14 protein-coding genes are annotated in these 19,652 nt (G+C 62.6%); 1 reads left to right on the forward strand and 13 read right to left on the reverse strand.

From position 1 onward, the window contains the following. Positions 1-2 precede the first annotated feature (2 nt). On the forward strand, positions 3-2,234 hold the full coding sequence (glgB, locus tag ACM6JM_RS08485; protein WP_414881663.1) for a 1,4-alpha-glucan branching protein GlgB: 2,232 nt from the start codon (positions 3-5) through the stop codon (positions 2,232-2,234). 134 nt (positions 2,235-2,368) lie between these two features. Here glgB and ACM6JM_RS08490 read toward each other — a convergent pair whose 3' ends face one another. The 13 genes from ACM6JM_RS08490 to glgA all read right to left on the reverse strand — a co-directional run bounded on the left by ACM6JM_RS08490 (position 2,369) and on the right by glgA (position 19,557). Further along, a complete protein-coding gene (locus ACM6JM_RS08490) occupies positions 2,369-3,439 on the reverse strand; it encodes an autotransporter outer membrane beta-barrel domain-containing protein (protein ID WP_414881664.1) in 1,071 nt (356 codons plus the stop codon). A 390-nt stretch (positions 3,440-3,829) separates the two neighbouring features. Further along, positions 3,830-4,627 (reverse strand): endonuclease/exonuclease/phosphatase family protein, encoded by a 798-nt coding sequence (locus ACM6JM_RS08495; protein ID WP_414881665.1) that lies wholly within the window; start codon positions 4,625-4,627, stop codon positions 3,830-3,832. Positions 4,628-4,718: 91 nt separating this feature from the next. Then, positions 4,719-5,480 carry a PIG-L deacetylase family protein gene (locus ACM6JM_RS08500; protein ID WP_039768126.1) on the reverse strand — a complete coding sequence of 254 codons (762 nt, stop codon included), beginning with the start codon at positions 5,478-5,480 and terminating at the stop codon, positions 4,719-4,721. A gap of 183 nt (positions 5,481-5,663) precedes the next feature. Next, on the reverse strand, positions 5,664-6,323 hold the full coding sequence (locus tag ACM6JM_RS08505; protein WP_134333785.1) for a glycosyltransferase: 660 nt from the start codon (positions 6,321-6,323) through the stop codon (positions 5,664-5,666). Further along, positions 6,320-6,919, reverse strand: a complete 600-nt coding sequence (locus ACM6JM_RS08510; RefSeq protein WP_414881666.1) for an SAM-dependent methyltransferase — start codon at positions 6,917-6,919, stop codon at positions 6,320-6,322. The genes ACM6JM_RS08505 and ACM6JM_RS08510 overlap by 4 nt, the downstream gene beginning before the upstream one ends. Then, positions 6,916-7,674, reverse strand: coding sequence for a PIG-L deacetylase family protein (locus ACM6JM_RS08515; RefSeq protein WP_064596297.1), 759 nt, complete (start codon positions 7,672-7,674; stop codon positions 6,916-6,918). Before ACM6JM_RS08515 ends, ACM6JM_RS08510 begins: the two co-directional genes overlap by 4 nt. Next, on the reverse strand, positions 7,671-8,669 hold the full coding sequence (locus tag ACM6JM_RS08520; protein ID WP_414881667.1) for an acyl-CoA dehydrogenase family protein: 999 nt from the start codon (positions 8,667-8,669) through the stop codon (positions 7,671-7,673). The genes ACM6JM_RS08515 and ACM6JM_RS08520 overlap by 4 nt, the downstream gene beginning before the upstream one ends. Position 8,670: 1 nt before the next feature. After that, positions 8,671-10,830, reverse strand: coding sequence for a glycogen debranching protein GlgX (gene glgX / locus ACM6JM_RS08525; RefSeq protein ID WP_074690920.1), 2,160 nt, complete (start codon positions 10,828-10,830; stop codon positions 8,671-8,673). A 108-nt stretch (positions 10,831-10,938) separates the two neighbouring features. Further along, complete coding sequence (locus ACM6JM_RS08530) at positions 10,939-11,271, reverse strand: DUF2934 domain-containing protein (RefSeq protein ID WP_414881668.1); 333 nt, start codon at positions 11,269-11,271, stop codon at positions 10,939-10,941. 29 nt (positions 11,272-11,300) lie between these two features. Then, entirely contained in the window at positions 11,301-14,078 is a 2,778-nt protein-coding gene (locus ACM6JM_RS08535; protein ID WP_414881669.1) for a malto-oligosyltrehalose synthase, read from the reverse strand. Then, positions 14,075-16,153: a 4-alpha-glucanotransferase gene (gene malQ / locus ACM6JM_RS08540; protein ID WP_414881670.1), complete on the reverse strand. Its 2,079-nt coding sequence runs from the start codon at positions 16,151-16,153 to the stop codon at positions 14,075-14,077. Before malQ ends, ACM6JM_RS08535 begins: the two co-directional genes overlap by 4 nt. Next, positions 16,150-17,952, reverse strand: coding sequence for a malto-oligosyltrehalose trehalohydrolase (treZ, locus tag ACM6JM_RS08545; RefSeq protein ID WP_414881671.1), 1,803 nt, complete (start codon positions 17,950-17,952; stop codon positions 16,150-16,152). The genes malQ and treZ overlap by 4 nt, the downstream gene beginning before the upstream one ends. Before the next feature lie 18 nt (positions 17,953-17,970). After that, on the reverse strand, positions 17,971-19,557 hold the full coding sequence (gene glgA, locus ACM6JM_RS08550; protein ID WP_039768136.1) for a glycogen synthase GlgA: 1,587 nt from the start codon (positions 19,555-19,557) through the stop codon (positions 17,971-17,973). Positions 19,558-19,652: the final 95 nt, after the last annotated feature.

Consider the following 19,652-nt stretch of genomic DNA (forward strand, 5'->3'; position numbering starts at 1 on the left):
TCATGAGTTTCTCGAACAGGGAACAGGGTCACGCTAAAGAAAGATTGCTGCCCACTGCAAAAGACATTGATGCCTTGGTGCGCGCAGAACACCACGACCCGTTTTCCATTCTTGGCCCCCACGGCGATGGCGCCGGCGGGCAGTTTATCCGGGCGTATCTGCCCGGCGCGTTGAGTGTTTCTGTTGTCGATAAAAACAGTGGCGAAGAGCTCGGTCCGCTGGAGGCTACCGAAACGCCGGGGCTGTTCGTCGGGCATTTCGAGGGCGCACGGCCGTACCTGTTGCGCACCCGCTGGGCCGGTGGTGAACAGGTCGCGGAAGATCCCTACAGCTTTGGTCAGTTGCTCGGTGAAATGGACTTGTATCTGTTCGCCGAAGGCAATCACCGCGACCTCAGCAGCTGCCTCGGCGCGCAGCTGAAAACCGTCGATGGCGTCGACGGTGTGCGCTTTGCCGTGTGGGCGCCGAATGCCCGGCGGGTGTCGGTGGTCGGTGACTTCAACGTCTGGGATGGCCGACGGCATCCGATGCGCCTGCGACATCCGTCTGGCGTGTGGGAATTGTTCATTCCGCGCCTGCAGGCGGGGGAACTGTACAAGTACGAAATCCTCGGCGCTCACGGCATTCTGCCGCTCAAGGCCGACCCGATGGCACTGGCCACCAGCCTGCCGCCGGACACTGCGTCAAAAGTCGCCGCGCCGTTGCAGATCGACTGGCAGGATCAGGACTGGATGAGCAGCCGCCACGAGCGCCAGCAGCACAGCGCGCCGCTGTCGATCTATGAGTTGCACGCCGGATCCTGGCAGTGCGAACTCGATGATCTGGGCGAAGTGGAGCGTCAGTACACCTGGCCGGAACTGGCCGAGCGCTTGATTCCCTACGTGAAGGAGCTGGGCTTCACCCACATCGAACTGATGCCGATCATGGAGCACCCGTTCGGCGGTTCGTGGGGCTATCAGTTGCTGTCGCAGTTCGCTCCCAGTGCGCGATACGGCACGCCCGAGCAGTTCGGCGATTTCGTCAATGCCTGCCACCAGGCCGGCATCGGTGTGATTCTCGACTGGGTGCCGGCGCATTTCCCCACCGATACCCACGGTCTGGCGCAGTTCGATGGCACGGCGTTGTATGAGTACGGCAACCCGCAAGAAGGTTTTCATCAGGACTGGGACACGCTGATCTACAACCTGGGCCGCACCGAAGTGCACGGCTACATGCTGGCGTCGGCGCTGCACTGGTTGAAGCATTTCCACGTTGATGGGCTGCGGGTCGATGCGGTTGCGTCGATGCTCTATCGCGATTATTCGCGCAAGGCCGGCGAGTGGGTGCCCAATCGTCATGGCGGTCGCGAGAACCTGGAAGCCATCGACTTCCTGCGGCACTTGAACGACGTGGTGGCACTGGAAGCACCGGGCGCGCTGGTGATCGCCGAGGAGTCCACGGCGTGGCCGGGCGTCAGCCAGAGCACCCAACAGGGCGGGCTCGGGTTTGCCTATAAATGGAACATGGGCTGGATGCACGACTCGCTGCATTACATTCAGCAGGATCCGGTATACCGCGCCCATCACCACAACGAGTTGAGTTTTGGTCTGGTCTACGCCTGGTCCGAGCGGTTCATCCTGCCGATTTCCCACGACGAAGTGGTTCACGGCAAGCATTCGCTGATCGACAAGATGCCCGGCGACCGCTGGCAGAAATTCGCCAACCTGCGCGCCTACCTGAGCTTCATGTGGACCCATCCGGGCAAGAAGTTGCTGTTCATGGGCTGCGAGTTCGGTCAGTGGCGCGAGTGGAACCACGACCAGCAACTGGACTGGTATCTGCTGCAATATTCGGAACACCAAGGCGTGCAGAAACTGGTTGGCGACCTCAACCGGCTCTACCGCGAAGAGCCGGCGCTGCACGAGCAGGACGATGCGCCGCAAGGCTTTCAGTGGTTGATCGGCGATGATGCGATCAACAGCGTTTATGCCTGGTTGCGCTGGAGCAAGGACGGCACGCCGGTGCTGGTGGTGGCCAACTTCACCCCGGTGCCGCGCCAGTCTTACCGGGTCGGTGTGCCGTTTGCCGGGCGCTGGAAGGAATTGCTCAACAGTGATGCCGACACCTACGCCGGTTCCAACTATGGCAATGGTGGCGGGGCGTTCACCGAAGAGGTGGCCAGCCATGGGCAGGCGTTGTCGCTGGAGCTGAACCTGCCGCCGCTGGCGGTGTTGATCCTTAAACCTGAGGGCTGACCCCACGCGAGATCGTTCCCACGCTCTGCGTGGGAATGCCTCTAGGGACGCTCCGCGTTCCAGCTCTGGAAGGGACGCGGAGCGTCCCGGGCTGCATTCCCACGCAGAGCGTGGGAACGATCATGCAGAAGAAGTTACCAGCGCATCCGGATCCCCAGGCTGCCAATCAACCCGTTCAAGTCGTTGTCGTCCACGTCGCTGCTGTAATCGGCGCTGACGTACAGGCTCACCGTCGGTGTCATTCTCGCCACCAGCCCCAGGCCGACTTCCACCGTCGAGGACTTGCGGCTGCTGCTGATCTTGTCCACCTGATCCAGCGTCACCGTGTTGCCGGTATACACCGTGTGCCACAAGTTCGTGCGCACGTAGGGCTCGACGGGCAAACCGTTCAGGTCATAGCTACCTTTCAAACGCGCACCGACCCGACCGCTCCACGATGAAATGTCGCTGGAAGACGCATTGCCCGAGCCCGCATAGGGCGTGTCGAGGGTGATGCGCTGATTGATCAATTGCGCCTGCGGTTCAACGACCCAGTTTTCCCCCAGACCGATCGGGAATCCGCCTTCCACCGAAAGCGTCATCGCGCTGCCTTCGGTGGCCAAGCGTTCGCCTTGCTCGTTACGGCTGAAACCGCTGACTCGGCCGCCACTGGCCGACAGATCGACGTGCCAGCCTTGCGGGCCAATCAGGCTGTAGTAAGCGCCCAGGCTTTGGCCTTGCAGGTTGAGGGTGTCGGTGGTCGGGTCGACGAGGGCGCGGCTGGTGATCAGGCCGTTGCCATTGCCCCTGATCTGATTCACACCGCCGATCAGGCCGACCTGCTGGGTGTGGCCGCTGCTGCTCTTCAGTGTCAGCACGGCGGGGCCCTTGAAGTCACCGGTGCCGGGTATGGCGAAGCCCGGGCTGAGGACGTCGGTTTGCGCCTGACGGGACGTCGGACCGTAAAGCTGCTCCCAGGCCGAGGGGGCGAGGTCTTCGGTAATCAGCTTTGTACCGCGCAGGTCCGGCTGTGGGCTGAGCCGTTGCGGGCCCGGAGTCACGACCGTGGCGGGGAGGGTCATGACGGGAATGTCCTGGCGATACCAGGGGGTCGCCTCGTCCGCCACAGGACCCGCCTGCGCCTCCATGGACGAGCACAGCAAGATAGAACTTGAAACAGTGCAAAAGGTAACTTTGATCTCTTGTGAGGTGAGTGAGGTTTTCATGGAGTTCTACCTTGCTAGCGCATGTGGTATCTCGCCTTGGCGTCTCTCCTACCCCGAACGAGGGGCGACCGAATGGAGCGTGGCGAACCCGTGGCCGCCCGTTTTGACGAGTGACCTGGGGTTCGCCCCGAGTAGTATTTCCGGGGGTAGTAAGGTAGAGCTAAGAAGACCCCAGCCCTTGCGTCAAGAAATTGGACGATGAGCGGTCTGGTCAAAACGGGTGATGCAAGTTTTTGTTTTTCCGCACTTATCTAAGTTCTTGTTTGTAGAGCTAAACGCTGTGGAAACCGTGAGGCAGAGATCTTTCGCAACCGACAGTCGGTCTGCGAAACCGGGCCTGGCGACCAATTTCGCATCGTTGCGTATGTAAGGACAGCTGTCAGTATCGCGCTATAAATGCACTTCAACCGCCAGCGGCAAATGATCCGAAAGATGCGTCCACGGTTTGTTGCCGAGGATCTGCGGGTCGTGGCTGCTGGCATTGCGCAGGTAGATCCGATCCAGTCGCAGCAGCGGGAAACGCGCGGGATAAGTCTTGGCCGGGCGGCCGTGATGGCGTTCGAAGGCTTCGTGCAGGTAGTCTCGGCGGGCGAGGGCAACGTTACCCTGCAACTGCCAGTCATTGAAGTCGCCGGCGATGATCACTGGCGCGTCGTCGGGCAGGGATTCGAGCAACTGACAAAGCAGCTGCAACTGCAATTGCCGATGGCTTTCGAGCAGGCTCAGGTGTACGCAGATGGCATGCACTTCGGCATGCCCCGGCACATCCAGTACGCAATGCAACAACCCGCGCCGTTCAGGGCCGGTAATCGAGACGTCGAGGTTGCGGTATTCGCGGATCGGGTATTTCGACAACAGGGCATTGCCGTGATGACCATCGGGGTACACCGCATTACGGCCGTAGGCAAAGTCACTCCACATGCTGTCGGCGAGGAATTCGTACTGCGAGGTCTGCGGCCATTCGTGGTAGCGGCTGGAATGCCGCTCGTGTTCGCCCACCACTTCCTGCAGAAACACCAGATCGGCTGAGGTGCTGCGCACCGCTTCACGCAGTTCCGGAAGGATGAAACGTCGATTGAGCGCGGTGAAACCCTTGTGCGTGTTGACCGTCAGCACCCGCAAGCGATGGATAGAGGACGGGGTGGAAATCTGCGCGTCGACGACATGACGCTCGGGATCGCTGGACACGTTCACTCCTCTGAATCATGACTGCCTGTTCATGCGACTGATCCGGGCGCGGGCAGTTCACTTTGACTGGCTGCCCGCGCCCGATGGACAGTCAATCGACGAAGACGATCTCGTAGGGCAGGCGCATACGCTCCAGAATTGACTTGGGCAGCAGCGGCGCGATACCGATCGCCGGTTCGCCATTGAGCTGGCTGGCGTAGGCGTGGGTGGCGTGGCTCTTGCGCGCAACGGTCCAGGTGTCGAGGCGCAGCTTGCGTGCGCGATGCCACGGAATCTGTCCCTGATCGCGTTCCGGCCAGTGCCAGGCCCAGACCGGGACATCATGGTAGGTTGCGCCGGCCAGTTGTGCAGCCTTCGCACTGGCCCGACCGACCACTTCATGATCAGCGGTGCCATCTTCGCACCAGGTGCTGAAGACCACATCACCGGGGCGCAGGTAGCGGGCGATGAATTCGGTCAATTGAGATTCCTGATCGTGCAGGGCGTTGTCAGTGAAACCACCGCGCACCCATTTCAGGCTGTGCATCGGCAAACCGAGGCGGCGCAGGGCTTCGACGCTTTCCTGCGGACGGAACACGCTCAGGCGTTTTTCCGACCACTGGCGCGAGCCCGGATGACTGGCGCTGCCATCGGTGATCGACAGCAGTTGCAAGGGATGACCGAGGCTGGAAAGCAGTTGCAGCAAACCGCCGCAGGTCACCACTTCATCACCGGGGTGCGGGGCGATGACCACGGCACGGGCGCCGGGTGGCACCAAGGTGTGGGTATTGATGACGGGAATGTTGTCGAGCTGCGGGGCGCTGTTCCAGATCTGCGCCGGCAGGCCGTTTTCGCTGAGGGATAACGGTTTCATGAGTGATACGTCCTTGTTGTGTCACGCCCTCAGTCGTCCGCGCCGTGATGCTGCCAGGCGTGTACGACCCGTGAAGGCTGGTGGATAGCCCTGCAGCGCTCCGAACCCTGGATTGCTGCGCAGCAGAGTATTGCTCAAGACGGGCGGTTCGTCGCGTCACAGATCAATCTGATCCGCTTTTTTTTATTCAGTCTGTGCCAACTGTCGCAGATAGTCGCCAAAACCGCCGCGTGCGCGACTGTCCAGACGGGCGCTGGTAATGACCTGTGGCCGATGACTCCAGGCGATGCTGGCCCCGCAAAGCTCCAGTTGGCGCACCAGCCGCACATCTTCGTCACAGGTCAATGGTTCGAAGCCTCCGGCACGCACGTAAGCTTGTGCGCTGATGCCCAGATTGGCGCCATGGATGTGCCGGTGTCCTTCGCAGGCCTGGTAATGACCGTGATAGCGAATCTGCGCGGCTTCATCGAAGGTGTCATGCCAGCGCTCGACCGTCACCGTGCCGCACACGGCATCGGTGCCCAATCCCAGTTGTTCCACGAGCCAGTCTTCGGCGACGCGGCTGTCGGCGTCGGTGCAGGAAATCCAGCGAGCACCCCGATCAAGCAGCTGTTGCGCACCGATGGCCCGGGCCTGGCCGACATTGCGTGCCTCGATGCTCAGCGCCCGCACAGGGTACTGGCTGACGATCTGCGCCGAACGGTCGGTGCAACTGTCGAGCACTACCAGGATCTCCACCGGTTCACCTGCCAGCATCGGATGCCCGGCGGCGCGCAGGGCGGCCTGCAGGCATTCATCGACCCACTCTTCTTCGTTGTGTGCCGGGATCAGGATGCCAATCATCGCAACCCCTCCAGCGCGGCCACCGAACGCGGTTCGCGACTCCAGACTTCCAGCAGGAAATCTGCCTCCTGATGCAGGACCAGTCGTGGCATGTGCAGCTGTTCGTGAATCAGGTCATGGACCTGGCGAGCATTAAGCGGGCAGCCATCGATGGGCGGGCGCCAGTGACAGGCCAGCAATTGACCGCCTGCCGTCAACGAATCGCTGATGCGACAGATGACCTCTGTCAGATCCTGTCGATCAAGGTAGTAGCCGATTTCGCTGAATATGATCAGGTCGAATTTTTCCTCAGGCCAGTCGCCCGGCAAGCGACCTTGATGCACCTCGGCGTGGTCGAACAGGCTCAACCGGGTACGTGCCAGATTGGCTGCGGCGGCGCTGGTGTCGCAGCACAACAGCCGATCGCAGCGCTCGGCCAGCGCGGCACTCAGTTCGCCGTTGGCACAACCGGGCTCGAAGATCGCCTTGTAATGCGGGCGGGGCAGGGCCGCAAGGGTGACAAGGCGTTTGCGCTGCTCGTACCAGCGCTGGCGAAATCCCCAGGGGTCGTTATTGCCGGCGAACAGGCCTTCGAAGTAGCGATCCTCGACACTCATAGAAAGACCACCTCGAACGGTTGCAGCAAACGGTCGATGACATAGGGCGCGAGCACCGGTGCCAGGCCTGCGTCGGGATCGCCTTCCAGCTGACTTGCGAACGCATGCACTGCGTGACGCTTGCGCGCGACCTGCGCCGGGTTCAGCAGAATCTTGCGCGCCCGCTCCCAGGGCACGATGGCGTCTTCCGGCGTCGCCCAGTGCCAGGTCCAGACCGGCAGCTCGTGGCAAATCGCACCCACGCGGTACGCTGCTTCGACGCTGGCGCGGCCGACGGCCTCATGGTCGCTGTGGCCGTCTTCGCGCCAGGTGGTGAAGATCACGTCGTCGGGTTGCAGGTAGCGGGTCAAGTAGTCACACAGCATCGACTCGCGCGCGGCGACCTGAGTGTCGGGGAATCCGCCGCGCAGCCATTGCACCTGATGCATGGGCAGGCCAAGGCGACGCAGGGCCTCGGCGGACTCCTGCGGGCGCACCACGCTCAGGCGCTCCACCGGCCAGCGCTCCGAGCCAGGGTGACTGGCGCTGCCATCGGTGACCGAAATCAGTTGCAGGGTGCGGCCCGCCGCTGCGAGCTGTTGCAACAGCCCGCCACAACCGAGCACTTCATCATCCGGGTGCGGTGCGATCACCACGGCCCGGGATCCCGGCGGAACCAGGTCGAGAATGTCGATGCTCTCCACCGCTGCCAGATGACGCGAGCCCTGCCACTCATGCAAAGAGGTTCCTTCACCGATGATCGGATTGCGCTTCATAGGGCCCAACCCTCGCGTGGTTGCTGCGCAGCCAGTTGGCCCAGTACTGCCAGATCCCGTTCGGCGTGGCTCTGGCGCAGATACACCGGCAGGTCGGCCGCCAGGCGGGCAAAGTGCGGATCCTTGCAGAACGGCCCGGCACCGAGGGCCCGACCGGTCTCGCGGATCACCTGCTCGGCGGCATCCTCGACCACGGCGCGTACGCGGCGGGCCAGCAACTCGGCGTTGGCGTGGGGATTGCTGTCGATGTCCAGCGCACTGACGCGCAGCGCTTGAGCTGCGGCGTGCAAGGCGCTGTCGACGGCACCGAGACTGGCCAGCGAATGAGGTTCTTCACGTCGGGCACATTGCTGGCGCAGCTGTTCACCGATTTCCCTCGCGGCGCCGTACCAGCACGCGGCGATCCCGATCCCGCCATGCCAGAAACCCGGACGTTGCAGGTAGTCGCCAGGATCGCCGATCGCCTGGGCCTCGACCTCATCGAACAGCACCTCGACGCTGCCGGTGGCCGCCATGCCGACCGCTTGCCAGCCTTGATCGGTGACGGTCACGCCCGGTTGGTCGAGGGCCACGGCCACCAGTTGCTGATGATCGTCCTCATCCCACGCCGTCAGCAGGGCATGACTGAGCACTGCCGCTCCGGAGCACCAGGCCTTGCGTCCATTCAGCCGCACCATTTGCCCGGAACGGCTGACCCGAACCCGCGCCTGCGGTGGTTCGGCGGCCCACATGCCCCACGTGCTGCCGGGCGTCGGCGAGCCACCGAGCTGCTCGATGATCGCCAGCGCGTCGGTGTGACCTTCATAAAGTTTGCACAGCCCCAGATCGTGCCCACCGACCTCGGACAGCCGTTGCCAGCGCTCCAGCGTACGACCGCTGCCGGGTAACGGCAGGCGATCGAGGCCGGCCTCGACCAGTTGCCGCAGACACAGGCCGAGGGCGGCAGTGTCGCGGTAGTCCGGCGCGTGCCGTGAGAGATAGACGGGCAAGTCCATGTCAGTCCTCTTCTTCGCGTTGCAGTTCAAACAGCAGCAGCGAGCGTCCGGTGACCGAGTACTCGTGACCGAACTCAAAACGCTCCTGGCCACGGATCGATGGCTGGTTGGTATCGATCATGCACGTCCAGAAACTGCCTTCAGGCACTTCCGGCAAGGTGAAGTTGACGATGTCGTGATGGGCGTTGACCACCAGCAGCAACGTGGCGTCGCCACCCTTGCGGCGGATCCCGGTTTCCTGGGCGCGACCGTCAAGCAACATGCCCATGCAGCGATTCTGCGCGTTATGCCAGTGTTCGGTGGTCATTTCCGTGGCGTCCGGCGCAAGCCAGGTCACGTCCTTGACGCCGATGTCCTCGTTGTATTCGCCGACCAGGAACCGCCCGCGGCGCAGGATCGGATACGCCAGGCGCAACTTGATCAGGCGTTTGACGAATTTAAGCAGCGCCTTGCCGTCCTCGCTCAGGTCCCAGTTGACCCAGCCGATCTCGCTGTCCTGGCAGTAGGCATTGTTGTTGCCGTCCTGGGTACGAGCGAATTCGTCACCGGCCACCAGCATCGGCGTGCCTTGGGACAGCAGCAGGGTGGCGAAGAAATTGCGCATCTGCCGGTGGCGCAGCGCATTGATTTCCGGATCGTCGGTGGGCCCTTCGACGCCGTGGTTCCAGGACAGGTTGTTGTTGCTGCCGTCCTGATTGTTTTCGTCGTTGGCCTCGTTGTGCTTGTCGTTGTACGACACCAGATCGTTGAGGGTAAAACCGTCGTGAGCAGTGACAAAGTTGACCGACGAATAAGGCCGGCGACCGCGCTGGTTGAACATTTCCCCGGAGGCGGTCATGCGGCTGGCGAAGTCGGCGAGTTGGCCGTCGTCGCCTTTCCAGAAGGCACGCACGGTGTCGCGGAACTTGTCGTTCCACTCGACCCAGCCCGGCGGGAAATTGCCGACCTGATAACCGCCGGGGCCACAGTCCCAGGGCTCGGCGATCATTTTCACCTGACGCAGCACCGGATCCTGGCGGCAGGCCACGAGGAAACTGTGGCGTTCGTCGAAACCGTCGTGATAGCGACCGAGGATGGTCGCCAGGTCGAAGCGGAAGCCGTCGACGTGCATTTCACTGGCCCAGTAGCGCAGCGAGTCGGTGACCATTTGCAGCACGCACGGATGGCTCAGATCCAGGGTGTTGCCGGTGCCGGAATCGTTGATGTAGAAGCGCTTGTCGTCCGGCATCAAACGGTAGTACGAGGCGTTGTCGATCCCGCGCATCGACAGGGTCGGGCCTTGCTCGTTGCCTTCGGCGGTGTGGTTGTAGACCACGTCGAGAATCACTTCGAGATTGGCGTCGTGCAGGTGCGCGACCATTTCCTTGAACTCGGCAATCTTGCCGCTGGCCAGATAGCGCGGATCCGGGGCGAAGAACGCGATGCTGTTGTAGCCCCAGTAATTGGTCATGCCCTTGTGCAGCAAGTGCTGGTCATTGACGAAGGCATGGATCGGCAACAGTTCGACGGTCGACACCCCGAGTTTGCGGATGTGCTCCAGCACATCGTCGACCATCAACCCGGCAAACGTGCCGCGCACATTCTCCGGCACCGAAGGGTGGCGCATGCTGATACCGCGCACGTGGGTCTCGTAAATGATGGTCTTGTCCCACGGCACGCTGACGCGCTGGTCGTGGCCCCAGGTGTGGGCCGGGTCGATGACCTTGCACTTGGGAACGAAAGGCGCGCTGTCGCGTTCGTCGAAACTGAGGTCGGCGTCCGGGTGGCCGATGGTGTAGCCGAACAGCGCTTCGGACCATTTCAACTCGCCCACCAATTGCTTGGCATAGGGGTCGATCAGCAACTTGTTGTGGTTGAAGCGGTGGCCGTTGGCCGGGTCATAGGGTCCGTAGACCCGGTAGCCGTAAATCAGTCCCGGATGCGCATCGGGCAGATAGCCGTGGTAGATCTCGTCGGTGTATTCCGGCAGCTCGATGCGTTCGAGCTCAACTTCGCCGGCATCGTCGAAAATGCACAGCTCGACCCGGGTGGCGTTGGCGGAAAACAGCGCAAAATTCACCCCCAGACCATCCCAGGTCGCGCCGAGCGGGAAGGGCAGGCCTTCACGGATGCGCGAGGGTTCGGCGTGCGCGGCGGGCTCGGCTTTCTTTGGACGGGTCATAGGTGCTCCTGCAAAAAATCGGGGGGTAGGTGTTTTTCGAGGACGAGTAAGCCCTCGGTGGCGAGCGAACCCGCCACACGGTTATTCAAATCAATGGTTTTGGACGTGTCAGACCGCGGGCGGCTTACGCGGCGCGCGGGGCTTTTTCTCGGTGGCTTTTTCGCCTGGGGGAATTACTTTGGCGGCGCCGGAGGGCTTGGCCTTGGCCGTCGTGGCCTTGTGTTTGGCAGCGGGCGCCTTGCCATCGACGGCTTTGCTGGTAGCGGTCTTGCCGGCGGTTTTACTGCCGGCGGCTTTTGGCGATTTTTTCGGCGCCAATGCCTCGGCCTCGGCCAGTTTGCGCGCCATCTCCCAGTGGCGGGCTTCCTGGCCCTCGGGTTTTCCTTCGGATTCCCAGATCTGATAGGCGAATTCGCGGATGCGTTTATCGTCGGTACTCATCGCAATGCTCCTGAACTGAACTCATGCTGCTAGACGTGTTGGATAAGCAGATTGACCGGGAAATCCCCCAGCGCGGCGCTGACCTGCAGCTCCCTGTTTTTTGTGACTGCGGTGCTCGAAAAAAGTCCCTTCGGATTTTCGTCAGAGGCGTCGAACGGTAAAACCACCCGTGTATCGCCCCAGCGCAGCGCATCGACCATGGGTAGGGCACTGTTTTCCAGCAGTGTTGCGCAACGGATCGGCACGATCACGATGATCCGTCGCTCCCCATGCTCGCGGGCAAACGCGAGCACGTTGTGCGCCTGGCTGCCCAGCACCTCGAGGGCCTGGTACGAACCCTGGCGAAACAACTCGGTGTGGTCGGCGCGCAGGCGCAGCACCTCGGCGATCAAAGCTTGCTTGATTCGCCCGTCGCGCCAGTTCACCAACAGTTCCTGGACCGGCCCCGATGCCTCCAGCGCCTGTTGCCTGGCGACGTAGTCCACTGGCCGGCGGTTGTCCGGGTCGACCATGCTGAAGTCCCAGAACTCGTTGCCTTGATACAGATCCGGCACTCCCGGCACGGTCATGCGCAGCAAGGTTTGCGCCAGACCGTTGAGGGCGCCAGCAGCAGCGATGCTGCTGACGGTCTTGGCCAGCGCCCCGCGCAGCAGTTCGCCTTCAGGAGCCAGCAGCAGTTGTTCGGTGAACGCCTGGGCTGCGTTTTCGTAGGCTTCGTTCGGCGCGCTCCAGCTGCTTTGCAGCTTGGCTTCGCGCAGGGCTTTCTGCTGCCACTGCCAGACACGTTTGGCGTAATCGGCGAAGCCCGCCTGATCGTCGTCACGCAACGCCAGCGGCCAACTGCCGAGCAGCGCCTGATAAAGGATCAGTTCGTCCGCAGACGACGGCAGCTGATCGTCATTGCGCAGCGGACGGGCGAGGGCGCGCCACAGCTCGATCTGTTCGGCGTACCAATGGCTGCGCTCGCTGAGCACGGCCAGCCGCGCGCGGGTGTCTTCCCCGCGTTTGTGGTCGTGGGTGGCGGTGGCCAACAGATTGTCGGGAAAGCTCTCCAGGCGTTGCAGGTTCACCGCGTGAAAGTCGCTGACCGGCGCACTGAACTGCTCGGTGTTGTAGCCGACGTCATTGCGCGACAGCAGCACCGCCGAACGATACAGCGCGGTGTCTTCCACCGCTTTGGCCGCGGCCGGCGAAGTGAGCTGCTGAAAGCGCACGCAGGCATGGCGCAGGATTTTGCGCGAGCGCCCACGGGGTTTGCGCCGCCATGGCTGGCCACCGAGCCACCCGGCTACGGAATCCAGCACCGGCCAATCGGCTTCGCTCAATGTCTGCCGTGCACCGTCCATGGCCTGCTGGAAAAACACCTCGTCCCGGGCCGAACGGCCCATCGGGGTGATGTAGGTGCGATAGACCGGGAAGTGCACGATCAGCGCCTGCAGCACCCGGCGGATCGAGCCGAGTGTGAGGTCGCGGGTCATCAGGTCGTCGCGTGCCACTTGCAGCAGGGCCTGGGCGACGCTTTCGCAATCGCTGGCCAGCGAGCCGTTGAGGATCTGCTGGCGCGCCAGTTGGGCTTCTTCGATGAACGCGGCGGGGCGCTCGGTACGGCGTTGCCACAAGTCACCGAGCACATGTTCGCCGTCCGGGTCGTGTTGCAGCAGTGACAGCTGGTTCATGAATTCGTAACCGGTGCTGCCGTCCACGGCCCAGTCGGTGGGCAGGGTTTCGCCGTCGCCGAGAATCTTCTCGACGTAGATCGGCAAGTGCCGGCCCGGCGCCAGATGGTCGAGGCGGCGGCGCAGCTTGCGGCAGTAACCGCGCGGGTCGGCGAGACCGTCGATGTGGTCGATGCGCAGGCCGTCGATCAGGCCCTCGCCGATCAACTGGAAAATCTTGCCGTGGGTGGCCTCGAACACTGCCGGACGCTCGACCCGCAAACCGCCGAGTTCGTTGATGTCGAAGAAGCGCCGCCAGTTGATGTCATCCGCCGCCGTGCGCCAGCTCGCCAGACGATAACTTTGCCGCTCCAGCAATTGGTGCAGGCGCTGAAAACCGTCTTCGGTCTTCGAATCGTAGTGCGTCAGGTTGCGCTCAATGGCCTGCCGAATCTGCGGGTCGCTGGCGAGTTGCTGAAGTTCTTCCTTGAGCGGAATCGCCAGCGCGCGAGCGTCGGTCTGATAACTGAGCGCGCTGAAGCGGTCGGCGAGGCCCTTGAGGGCTTCGTCAGGGGCGTCATCGGATTTGAGCAGTTCGCCGTAGTCGCCGGGGCAGATCGGGAAGTGATGCTCGTAATGCTCGACATGGAAGGTGCCGCTTTCGGCGTTGAACACCAGCGGCAAGGTCGCGTCCTGCAACGCGACGCCATAGTCACTGCCGAGAAACGGCAACAGCAACTGGCCTTCCATCAATGGGTCGGGCGAGTGCCACTGAATGTCGAAGAACTCGCCGTAGGGGCTGAGCCGTCCCCATTCGAGCAGGTCTAGCCACCACGGGTTGTCCCCGCCACCGACTGCCATGTGATTGGAGACGATGTCGAGGATCAGCCCCATGCCGTGCTCGCGCAGGCTGGCGACCAGACGACGCAAGGCTGGCTCGCCGCCAAGTTCCGGATTGACCCGGGTCGGGTCGACCACGTCGTAACCATGCATGGAGCCGGCGCGCGCGGCCAGCAGCGGCGAGGCATAAATGTGGCTGATGCCGAGTCGAGAGAAATACGGCACCAGCGGCACCGCCTGATCAAGGGTGAAACCGCGATGAAATTGCAGGCGGACCGTGGCGCGCAGTGTCGGGATAGGCAATGCACTCATTGGTCACGCTCGGCTGCCTGAAGGCGGGCACACGCCAATAGTTCCAGGCGTCTTGCGGCGTCGACACCGTCGAGCAGCGTCTCACTGGTGGCCGGCAAGCGGCGTGACCAGTTCGGGTGGGTGTCGATGGTGCCGGGCAGGTTGGCCTGTTCGTCGAGCCCCAGCGCATCTTCCAGCGGCAGCAATACCAGCGGAGCGCGGGTGTGGCCGAGGAAACGGACTGCGGCGTCGACCACCTGATCGGCCTCGTGGGATTCCTCGCGAAAGTTCTGCGGGTCCTGGCTCAAGGCACTGCGCAGGCCTTCTCGCTCGCGTTCGCGATAACGGCGCCAATCGATTTCGCCGTTGGCATCGACCAGCCCGAGCCGCGCGTTCCAGTCGATGTCGCGGCCATGCCACCAGCCGTTGAGCGTCGGCAGATCGTGGGTGCTGGTAGTGGCCAGTGCGTTGTCCGGCCAGTCGAGGATCGGTTTGAAATGGGTGTTGTCCTGTTCGAACAGCAGCACGCGCATGCCGAGCATGGCGCGGGCGATCAGTTTTTCCCGCAGGCCATCAGGCACGGTGCCGAGGTCTTCACCGAGCACGATCGCTTGATGACGATGGGATTCGAGGGTCAGCAGACGCAGCAAGTCGTCCACCGGGTAATACAGGTACGCACCGTCTGCCGGGGCGGAACCGTTGGGGATGACCCATAACCGTTGCAGGCCCATGACATGGTCGATGCGCAGCCCGCCGGCGTGGGCGAAGTTGGCGCGCAGCATCTCGATAAACGCGCGAAAACCGTTGCGCACCAGGCCTTCCGGGGAAAACGCGGAAATACCCCAGCCCTGTCCGGAGCGATTGAGGATGTCCGGTGGCGCGCCGACGGTCAGCGAGGCGAGCAGTTCGTCCTGAAAACTCCAGGCCTGGCTGCCGGCGCCGTCGGCACCCACCGCCAGGTCGGCGATCAGGCCGATGCCCATTCCGGCGCTGCGGGCGGCGGTCTGGGCACGTTCCAGGCAGCGGTGAATCAACCATTGGCAGAACGCGAAGTAACTGATGCGCTCGGCGTATTCCTCGGCAAACGCGCCGAGCGCTGCGCCGCGCGGGTCGTGCCAGTGTTCCGGCCATTCGCGCCAGTCGAGGCTCTCGCCACGGGCGGCGCGCATTTCCTGAATGGCTTCGAAGCGGCAGTGGTTTTCCAGCGCTTCGCCGCCCGCATCGCGGAAGCTGGAGAAGTCGGCGTGCAACGGGTGTTCGCCGCTGATGAAACCGTCGTACAAGGCTTGCAGCAGTTTCAGTTTGGCCACGGCGGCTTTCGGCCAGTCGATCAGTTTCAGGTTTTCCAGTTGCTCGAACTGATCGGTCAGGCCGGCGGCGTCAATCGCATCGCGCAGCGCGCGCTCGCCGAGTATGGCCCCCGGTGCGGCATACAGCGGATTGAGAAACAGCCGACTGGACGGCGAGTAAGGGCTGTAGCGCCCGGTGTCGGCGCTGAACATCGCGTGCAATGGGCTGATCGCCAGTGCATCGGCACCCCGTTCGCCGGCCACCCGGGCCAGTTCTTCCAGGGCCTGGGTATCGCCGAAACCGCCATCGCCAGGGCGACGCAAACCATAAAGCTGCACGCTCAGGCCCCAAGCGCGCGGGATCGGACTGTCCACCGCGTCGCCCACGCTGAAGCAGCGTTCCGGCGCCACGGCCAGGGTGAATTGCTGATCGGCGATGTGCACTTGCTGATAGCCGACCGGAATCTCTCCGGGCAGTATCGACTCCGCATCAAGCCGCAGGCTCAAGCGCGAGCCATCCTCAAGGTGAATCTCACAAGGGGTTTCTGGTTCGAAATAGCGGGCCAGATCCACGCTCACGCCGACATCGGCAGTGAGCAGTGGCGGCAGTTGGCGATTTTCCTGTACCTGTTGCAGTTCAAGCAGGCTGGCGTCGATTTCCTGGGCGGTGCTGGCGGGGTGGCCGAGACCGATCAGCACATTGCGAAGCACGGCCGGGGCGACTTTTTGGGCTCGCCCGTTGGCGTCGATCCAGTCGACGGCAAGGCCGGCTCGGCTGGCGAGAATTTCCAGTTGCGCATCGCTCATAGGCGCTCTCCATCCAAGGGGGGCAAAGGGGTTGCGGCCGTGAGGCTGACGAGCGCGCAATACGGGGGCAGAAGGCCCTTATCGGACATCTCGGCAGCGGGAGGCTGTTGAAACAGCCACACCGCGCCGGTCCGTGGAGGGTTGACCACCGCCGTCCCGCTGAGGTTCAGGTCGATTCGCAACTCACTGCCATCGCCCAGTCGCCAGCGTGCGCTGACCGCACCACGGCCCAGCATTTGCGCGCCAAGGGCCTGGGTGCCGGACAGGTTCGGGATGATGTAGCGGTGACGCAATTGCAGCAGGTGACGATAGAGCTCATTCGTTGCCTGCTGGCGCGGTGTGCCATTACCTGACCGCGTTGGCCGCGAGGCGTGGAAGGTCGATTCGGCGTTGGGATCGGGTATCCGTTCGCGCTTATGCGGGTCGGTGAACGCACTGAATGCAGCGAACTCGTTGCGACGGCCTTCTCGTACCTGTTTCGCCAGTTCGCCGTGGTGGCTGGTGAAGAACAGAAACGGTTGCTCGGCGGCATATTCATCGCCCATGAACATCAGCGGAATCATCGGCGACAGCAACAGCAGCACCGTCGCCGCCTCAAGCGCGCGCGGATCGGTCAACTGATGCAGGCGCTCGCCGAAGGCACGGTTGCCGATCTGGTCATGGTTTTGCAGGAACAGTACGAAGGCAGTGGACGGCAGATGCTCGCTGGGCTCGCCCCGTGGTTCGCCGTGGCGGGTGATATGCCCCTGAAACACGAAGCCCTGGCTCAGGCAGCGGGCCAGTTGTTCGGTCGGTTGCAGAGCGTAGTCGGCGTAGTAGGCATCGGTTTCGCCCGTCAACAACACATGCAAAGCGTTATGGCCGTCGTCATTCCATTGGGCGTCGTAATTTTCTTCCAGCAGGCTCGATTGGTTGAGTTCGTTCTCGACGGTCAACCATACATGACGGGCGGGGTCGACCTGCTGGCGGACACGCTGCGCCAGTTCGGGCAGGAAGTCCTGACTTTCTATTGCATGGACGGCATCCAGGCGCAAACCGTCGAAACGGTATTCCAGCAGCCACATCAGTGCATTTTCGATGAAGAAGTCCCGCACTTCGCGACGGCGAAAGTCGATGGCCGCGCCCCACGGGGTGTGTTTGTCTTCGCGAAAAAAGCCCTTGGCGTAGCGGTGCAGGTAGTTGCCGTCCGGGCCGAAATGGTTGTAGACCACGTCGAGAATCACCGCCAGACCGTGGCCATGGGCGCTGTCGATCAGATGCTTGAGTTGTTCCGGAGTGCCATAGGAGGCTTGTGGCGCAAAATGCAGTACGCCGTCATACCCCCAGTTGCGATAGCCGGGGAATTGTGCGATCGGCATCAGTTCGATAGCGGTGATGCCCAGGGCGGCCAGTCGGGCCAGATCCTTTTCGACCTCATCGAATCCGCCTAGCGCACCCACATGCAACTCGTAGATCACCGCTTCATTCCACGGCCGACCTCGCCACGTTACGTGTTGCCATGGATAGGCGTGGGGATCGACCACCACGCTGTGACGGTCGATATCACCGTCCTGCGCCCTGGAGGCCGGGTCGGGCACCTCCAGTTCGCCGTCGATGTTGAAACGGTAGCGGCTGCCGGCAGGGCAGCGGGTCTTGATGACAAACCAGCCATCGCCCTGGGGCAGCATGGGCAGCGACTGGCCGTTGCCCAGCTCGACGCTGACGTAAAACGCATCCGGCGCCCACAGCGCAAATTGTGTGTGGTCGGCATCCAGCATGATCGCGCCGTGGGGCCAGCTTTCAGGTGTCCGTGACGGCATTGTTGTAAAGCTCCCTGGTTATTTGTGGTGCGTTTTTCCCAGCGACTTGGCCACCAGTTGTTCGTAGAGTTCGGCGTAGGGTTCGACCGCCTTGCACCAGTTGAATGGCGCGGCCATTGCCCGGCAGCGCATGGCGTTGAGCAGTTCGGGAAAGGCAAATACCTTGAACGCGCGGCTCAGGGCTTCGCGGTAGCTGTCCGCGGTCGATTCGTTGAACAGGAAACCGGTGACACCGTTTTCGATGGTGTCGGCCAGCCCGCCAGTGTTGCGCGCCACTGGCAACGAGCCGAAACGCTGGGCGTACATCTGGCTCAGCCCGCAGGGTTCGTAACGCGACGGCATCAGCAGGAAATCGCTGCCGGCGAACATCCGCCGGGCGTCGGTTTCGTTGAAGCCGATGCGCACGCCGATCTGGCCGGGGAAGCGCAGCGCCAGTTCGCGCATGGCTTGTTCTTCTTCCGGCTCGCCACGGCCGATGATTGCGATCTGGCCACCGTTCTGCACGATGTATTCCGACACCGCCTCGGTCAGGTCGAGGCCTTTTTGATAGACCAGGCGCGAGACCACGGCAAACAGCGGACCTTCCGATTGTTCCAGGCCGAACAGTTCGCGAACGTGGGCGGCGTTGACCGCTTTGCCTTCCCAGTCGCCGATGGCGAACGGTGCGAACAGGTGCGGGTCGGTGGCGGCGTCCCAGCTTTCATCGATGCCGTTGGGGATGCCGCTGAGCAAACCTTGCTGGGTCTTGGCGGCGAGAAAACCGTCGAGACCGCAGCCGAAATCCGGTGTGGTGATTTCCTGCGCGTAAGTAGCGCTGACCGTGGTGATATGGCTCGAATAGGCCATGCCGGCCTTGAGGAACGACATCTTGCCGTAGAACTCCATGCCTTCCTGTTGCAGGGCATGGGCCGGAATCCCGAGTTCCGGGCACGAACCCAGGCTGGTCACGCCTTGATAGGCCAGGTTGTGAATGGTGAACAGGGTCGGCGTGCGTTGCCCGCGCCAGTGCATATAGGCAGGCGCGAGACCGGCCGGCCAGTCGTGGGCGTGCACCAGATCCGGGCACCAGTGGATCTGCGCGAGGTTGGCGGCGATATCGGCAGCGGCCAGACCCAGACGAGCGAAGCGAATGTGGTTGTCCGGCCAGTCGCGACCATTGTTGGCGCCATACGGGCCACCGTCACGGGCGTAGAGTTCAGGGCAGATCAAGACATAAATGACCAGACCGTCGGGCATGTCCATGCGCCCGATCTTGCAAGGTGGCAGCGCGGCGTGGCCACCCAGTTCACCGATGATGTGAATCGGATTTTCGCTGTTCATGACCTGCGGGTAACCCGGGATCAACACCCGCACGTCATGCAGATGTGCCATCGCGCGGGGCAGGGCGGCAGAAACGTCGCCCAGACCGCCGGTCTTCACCAGATCGGCGATTTCCGAGGTCACGAACAACACTTTTTTCTTGTTGGGGTTCTGACTGGCTATCGGCGTCAGTGTCTTGGTGATCGGGACGCTGATCGATCGGCTGCCGGGAACGCTTAAAGTGCTCGATTCACCCATCGGCTGATGAGCCCGTTCTCCCTGAATTTCCAATGCCGCACTGATCATATGAATCTCCCGTCTTTTTGATCTGATTCTTGTCTTGAACATGCGATGTCCATGGCCAGGTCCTGTGGCCGGGCGCAAACACGCCACGCATGAGT

Source organism: Pseudomonas sp. IT-P2, assembly GCF_949767575.1.
Taxonomy (GTDB): Bacteria; Pseudomonadota; Gammaproteobacteria; order Pseudomonadales; family Pseudomonadaceae; genus Aquipseudomonas; species Aquipseudomonas pharyngis.

Bases quoted from the DNA above. Each gene is read 5' to 3' on its own strand.
- glgB (WP_414881663.1), top strand. From the start codon at position 3: ATGAGTTTCTCGAACAGGGAACAGGGTCACGCTAAAGAAAGATTGCTG.
- ACM6JM_RS08490 (WP_414881664.1), bottom strand. From the start codon at position 3,439: ATGAAAACCTCACTCACCTCACAAGAGATCAAAGTTACCTTTTGCACT.
- ACM6JM_RS08500 (WP_039768126.1), bottom strand. From the start codon at position 5,480: ATGAAACCGTTATCCCTCAGCGAAAACGGCCTGCCGGCGCAGATCTGG.
- ACM6JM_RS08505 (WP_134333785.1), bottom strand. From the start codon at position 6,323: ATGATTGGCATCCTGATCCCGGCACACAACGAAGAAGAGTGGGTCGAT.
- ACM6JM_RS08510 (WP_414881666.1), bottom strand. From the start codon at position 6,919: ATGAGTGTCGAGGATCGCTACTTCGAAGGCCTGTTCGCCGGCAATAAC.
- ACM6JM_RS08515 (WP_064596297.1), bottom strand. From the start codon at position 7,674: ATGAAGCGCAATCCGATCATCGGTGAAGGAACCTCTTTGCATGAGTGG.
- ACM6JM_RS08520 (WP_414881667.1), bottom strand. From the start codon at position 8,669: ATGGACTTGCCCGTCTATCTCTCACGGCACGCGCCGGACTACCGCGAC.
- glgX (WP_074690920.1), bottom strand. From the start codon at position 10,830: ATGACCCGTCCAAAGAAAGCCGAGCCCGCCGCGCACGCCGAACCCTCG.
- ACM6JM_RS08530 (WP_414881668.1), bottom strand. From the start codon at position 11,271: ATGAGTACCGACGATAAACGCATCCGCGAATTCGCCTATCAGATCTGG.
- ACM6JM_RS08535 (WP_414881669.1), bottom strand. From the start codon at position 14,078: ATGAGTGCATTGCCTATCCCGACACTGCGCGCCACGGTCCGCCTGCAA.
- malQ (WP_414881670.1), bottom strand. From the start codon at position 16,153: ATGAGCGATGCGCAACTGGAAATTCTCGCCAGCCGAGCCGGCCTTGCC.
- treZ (WP_414881671.1), bottom strand. From the start codon at position 17,952: ATGCCGTCACGGACACCTGAAAGCTGGCCCCACGGCGCGATCATGCTG.
- glgA (WP_039768136.1), bottom strand. From the start codon at position 19,557: ATGATCAGTGCGGCATTGGAAATTCAGGGAGAACGGGCTCATCAGCCG.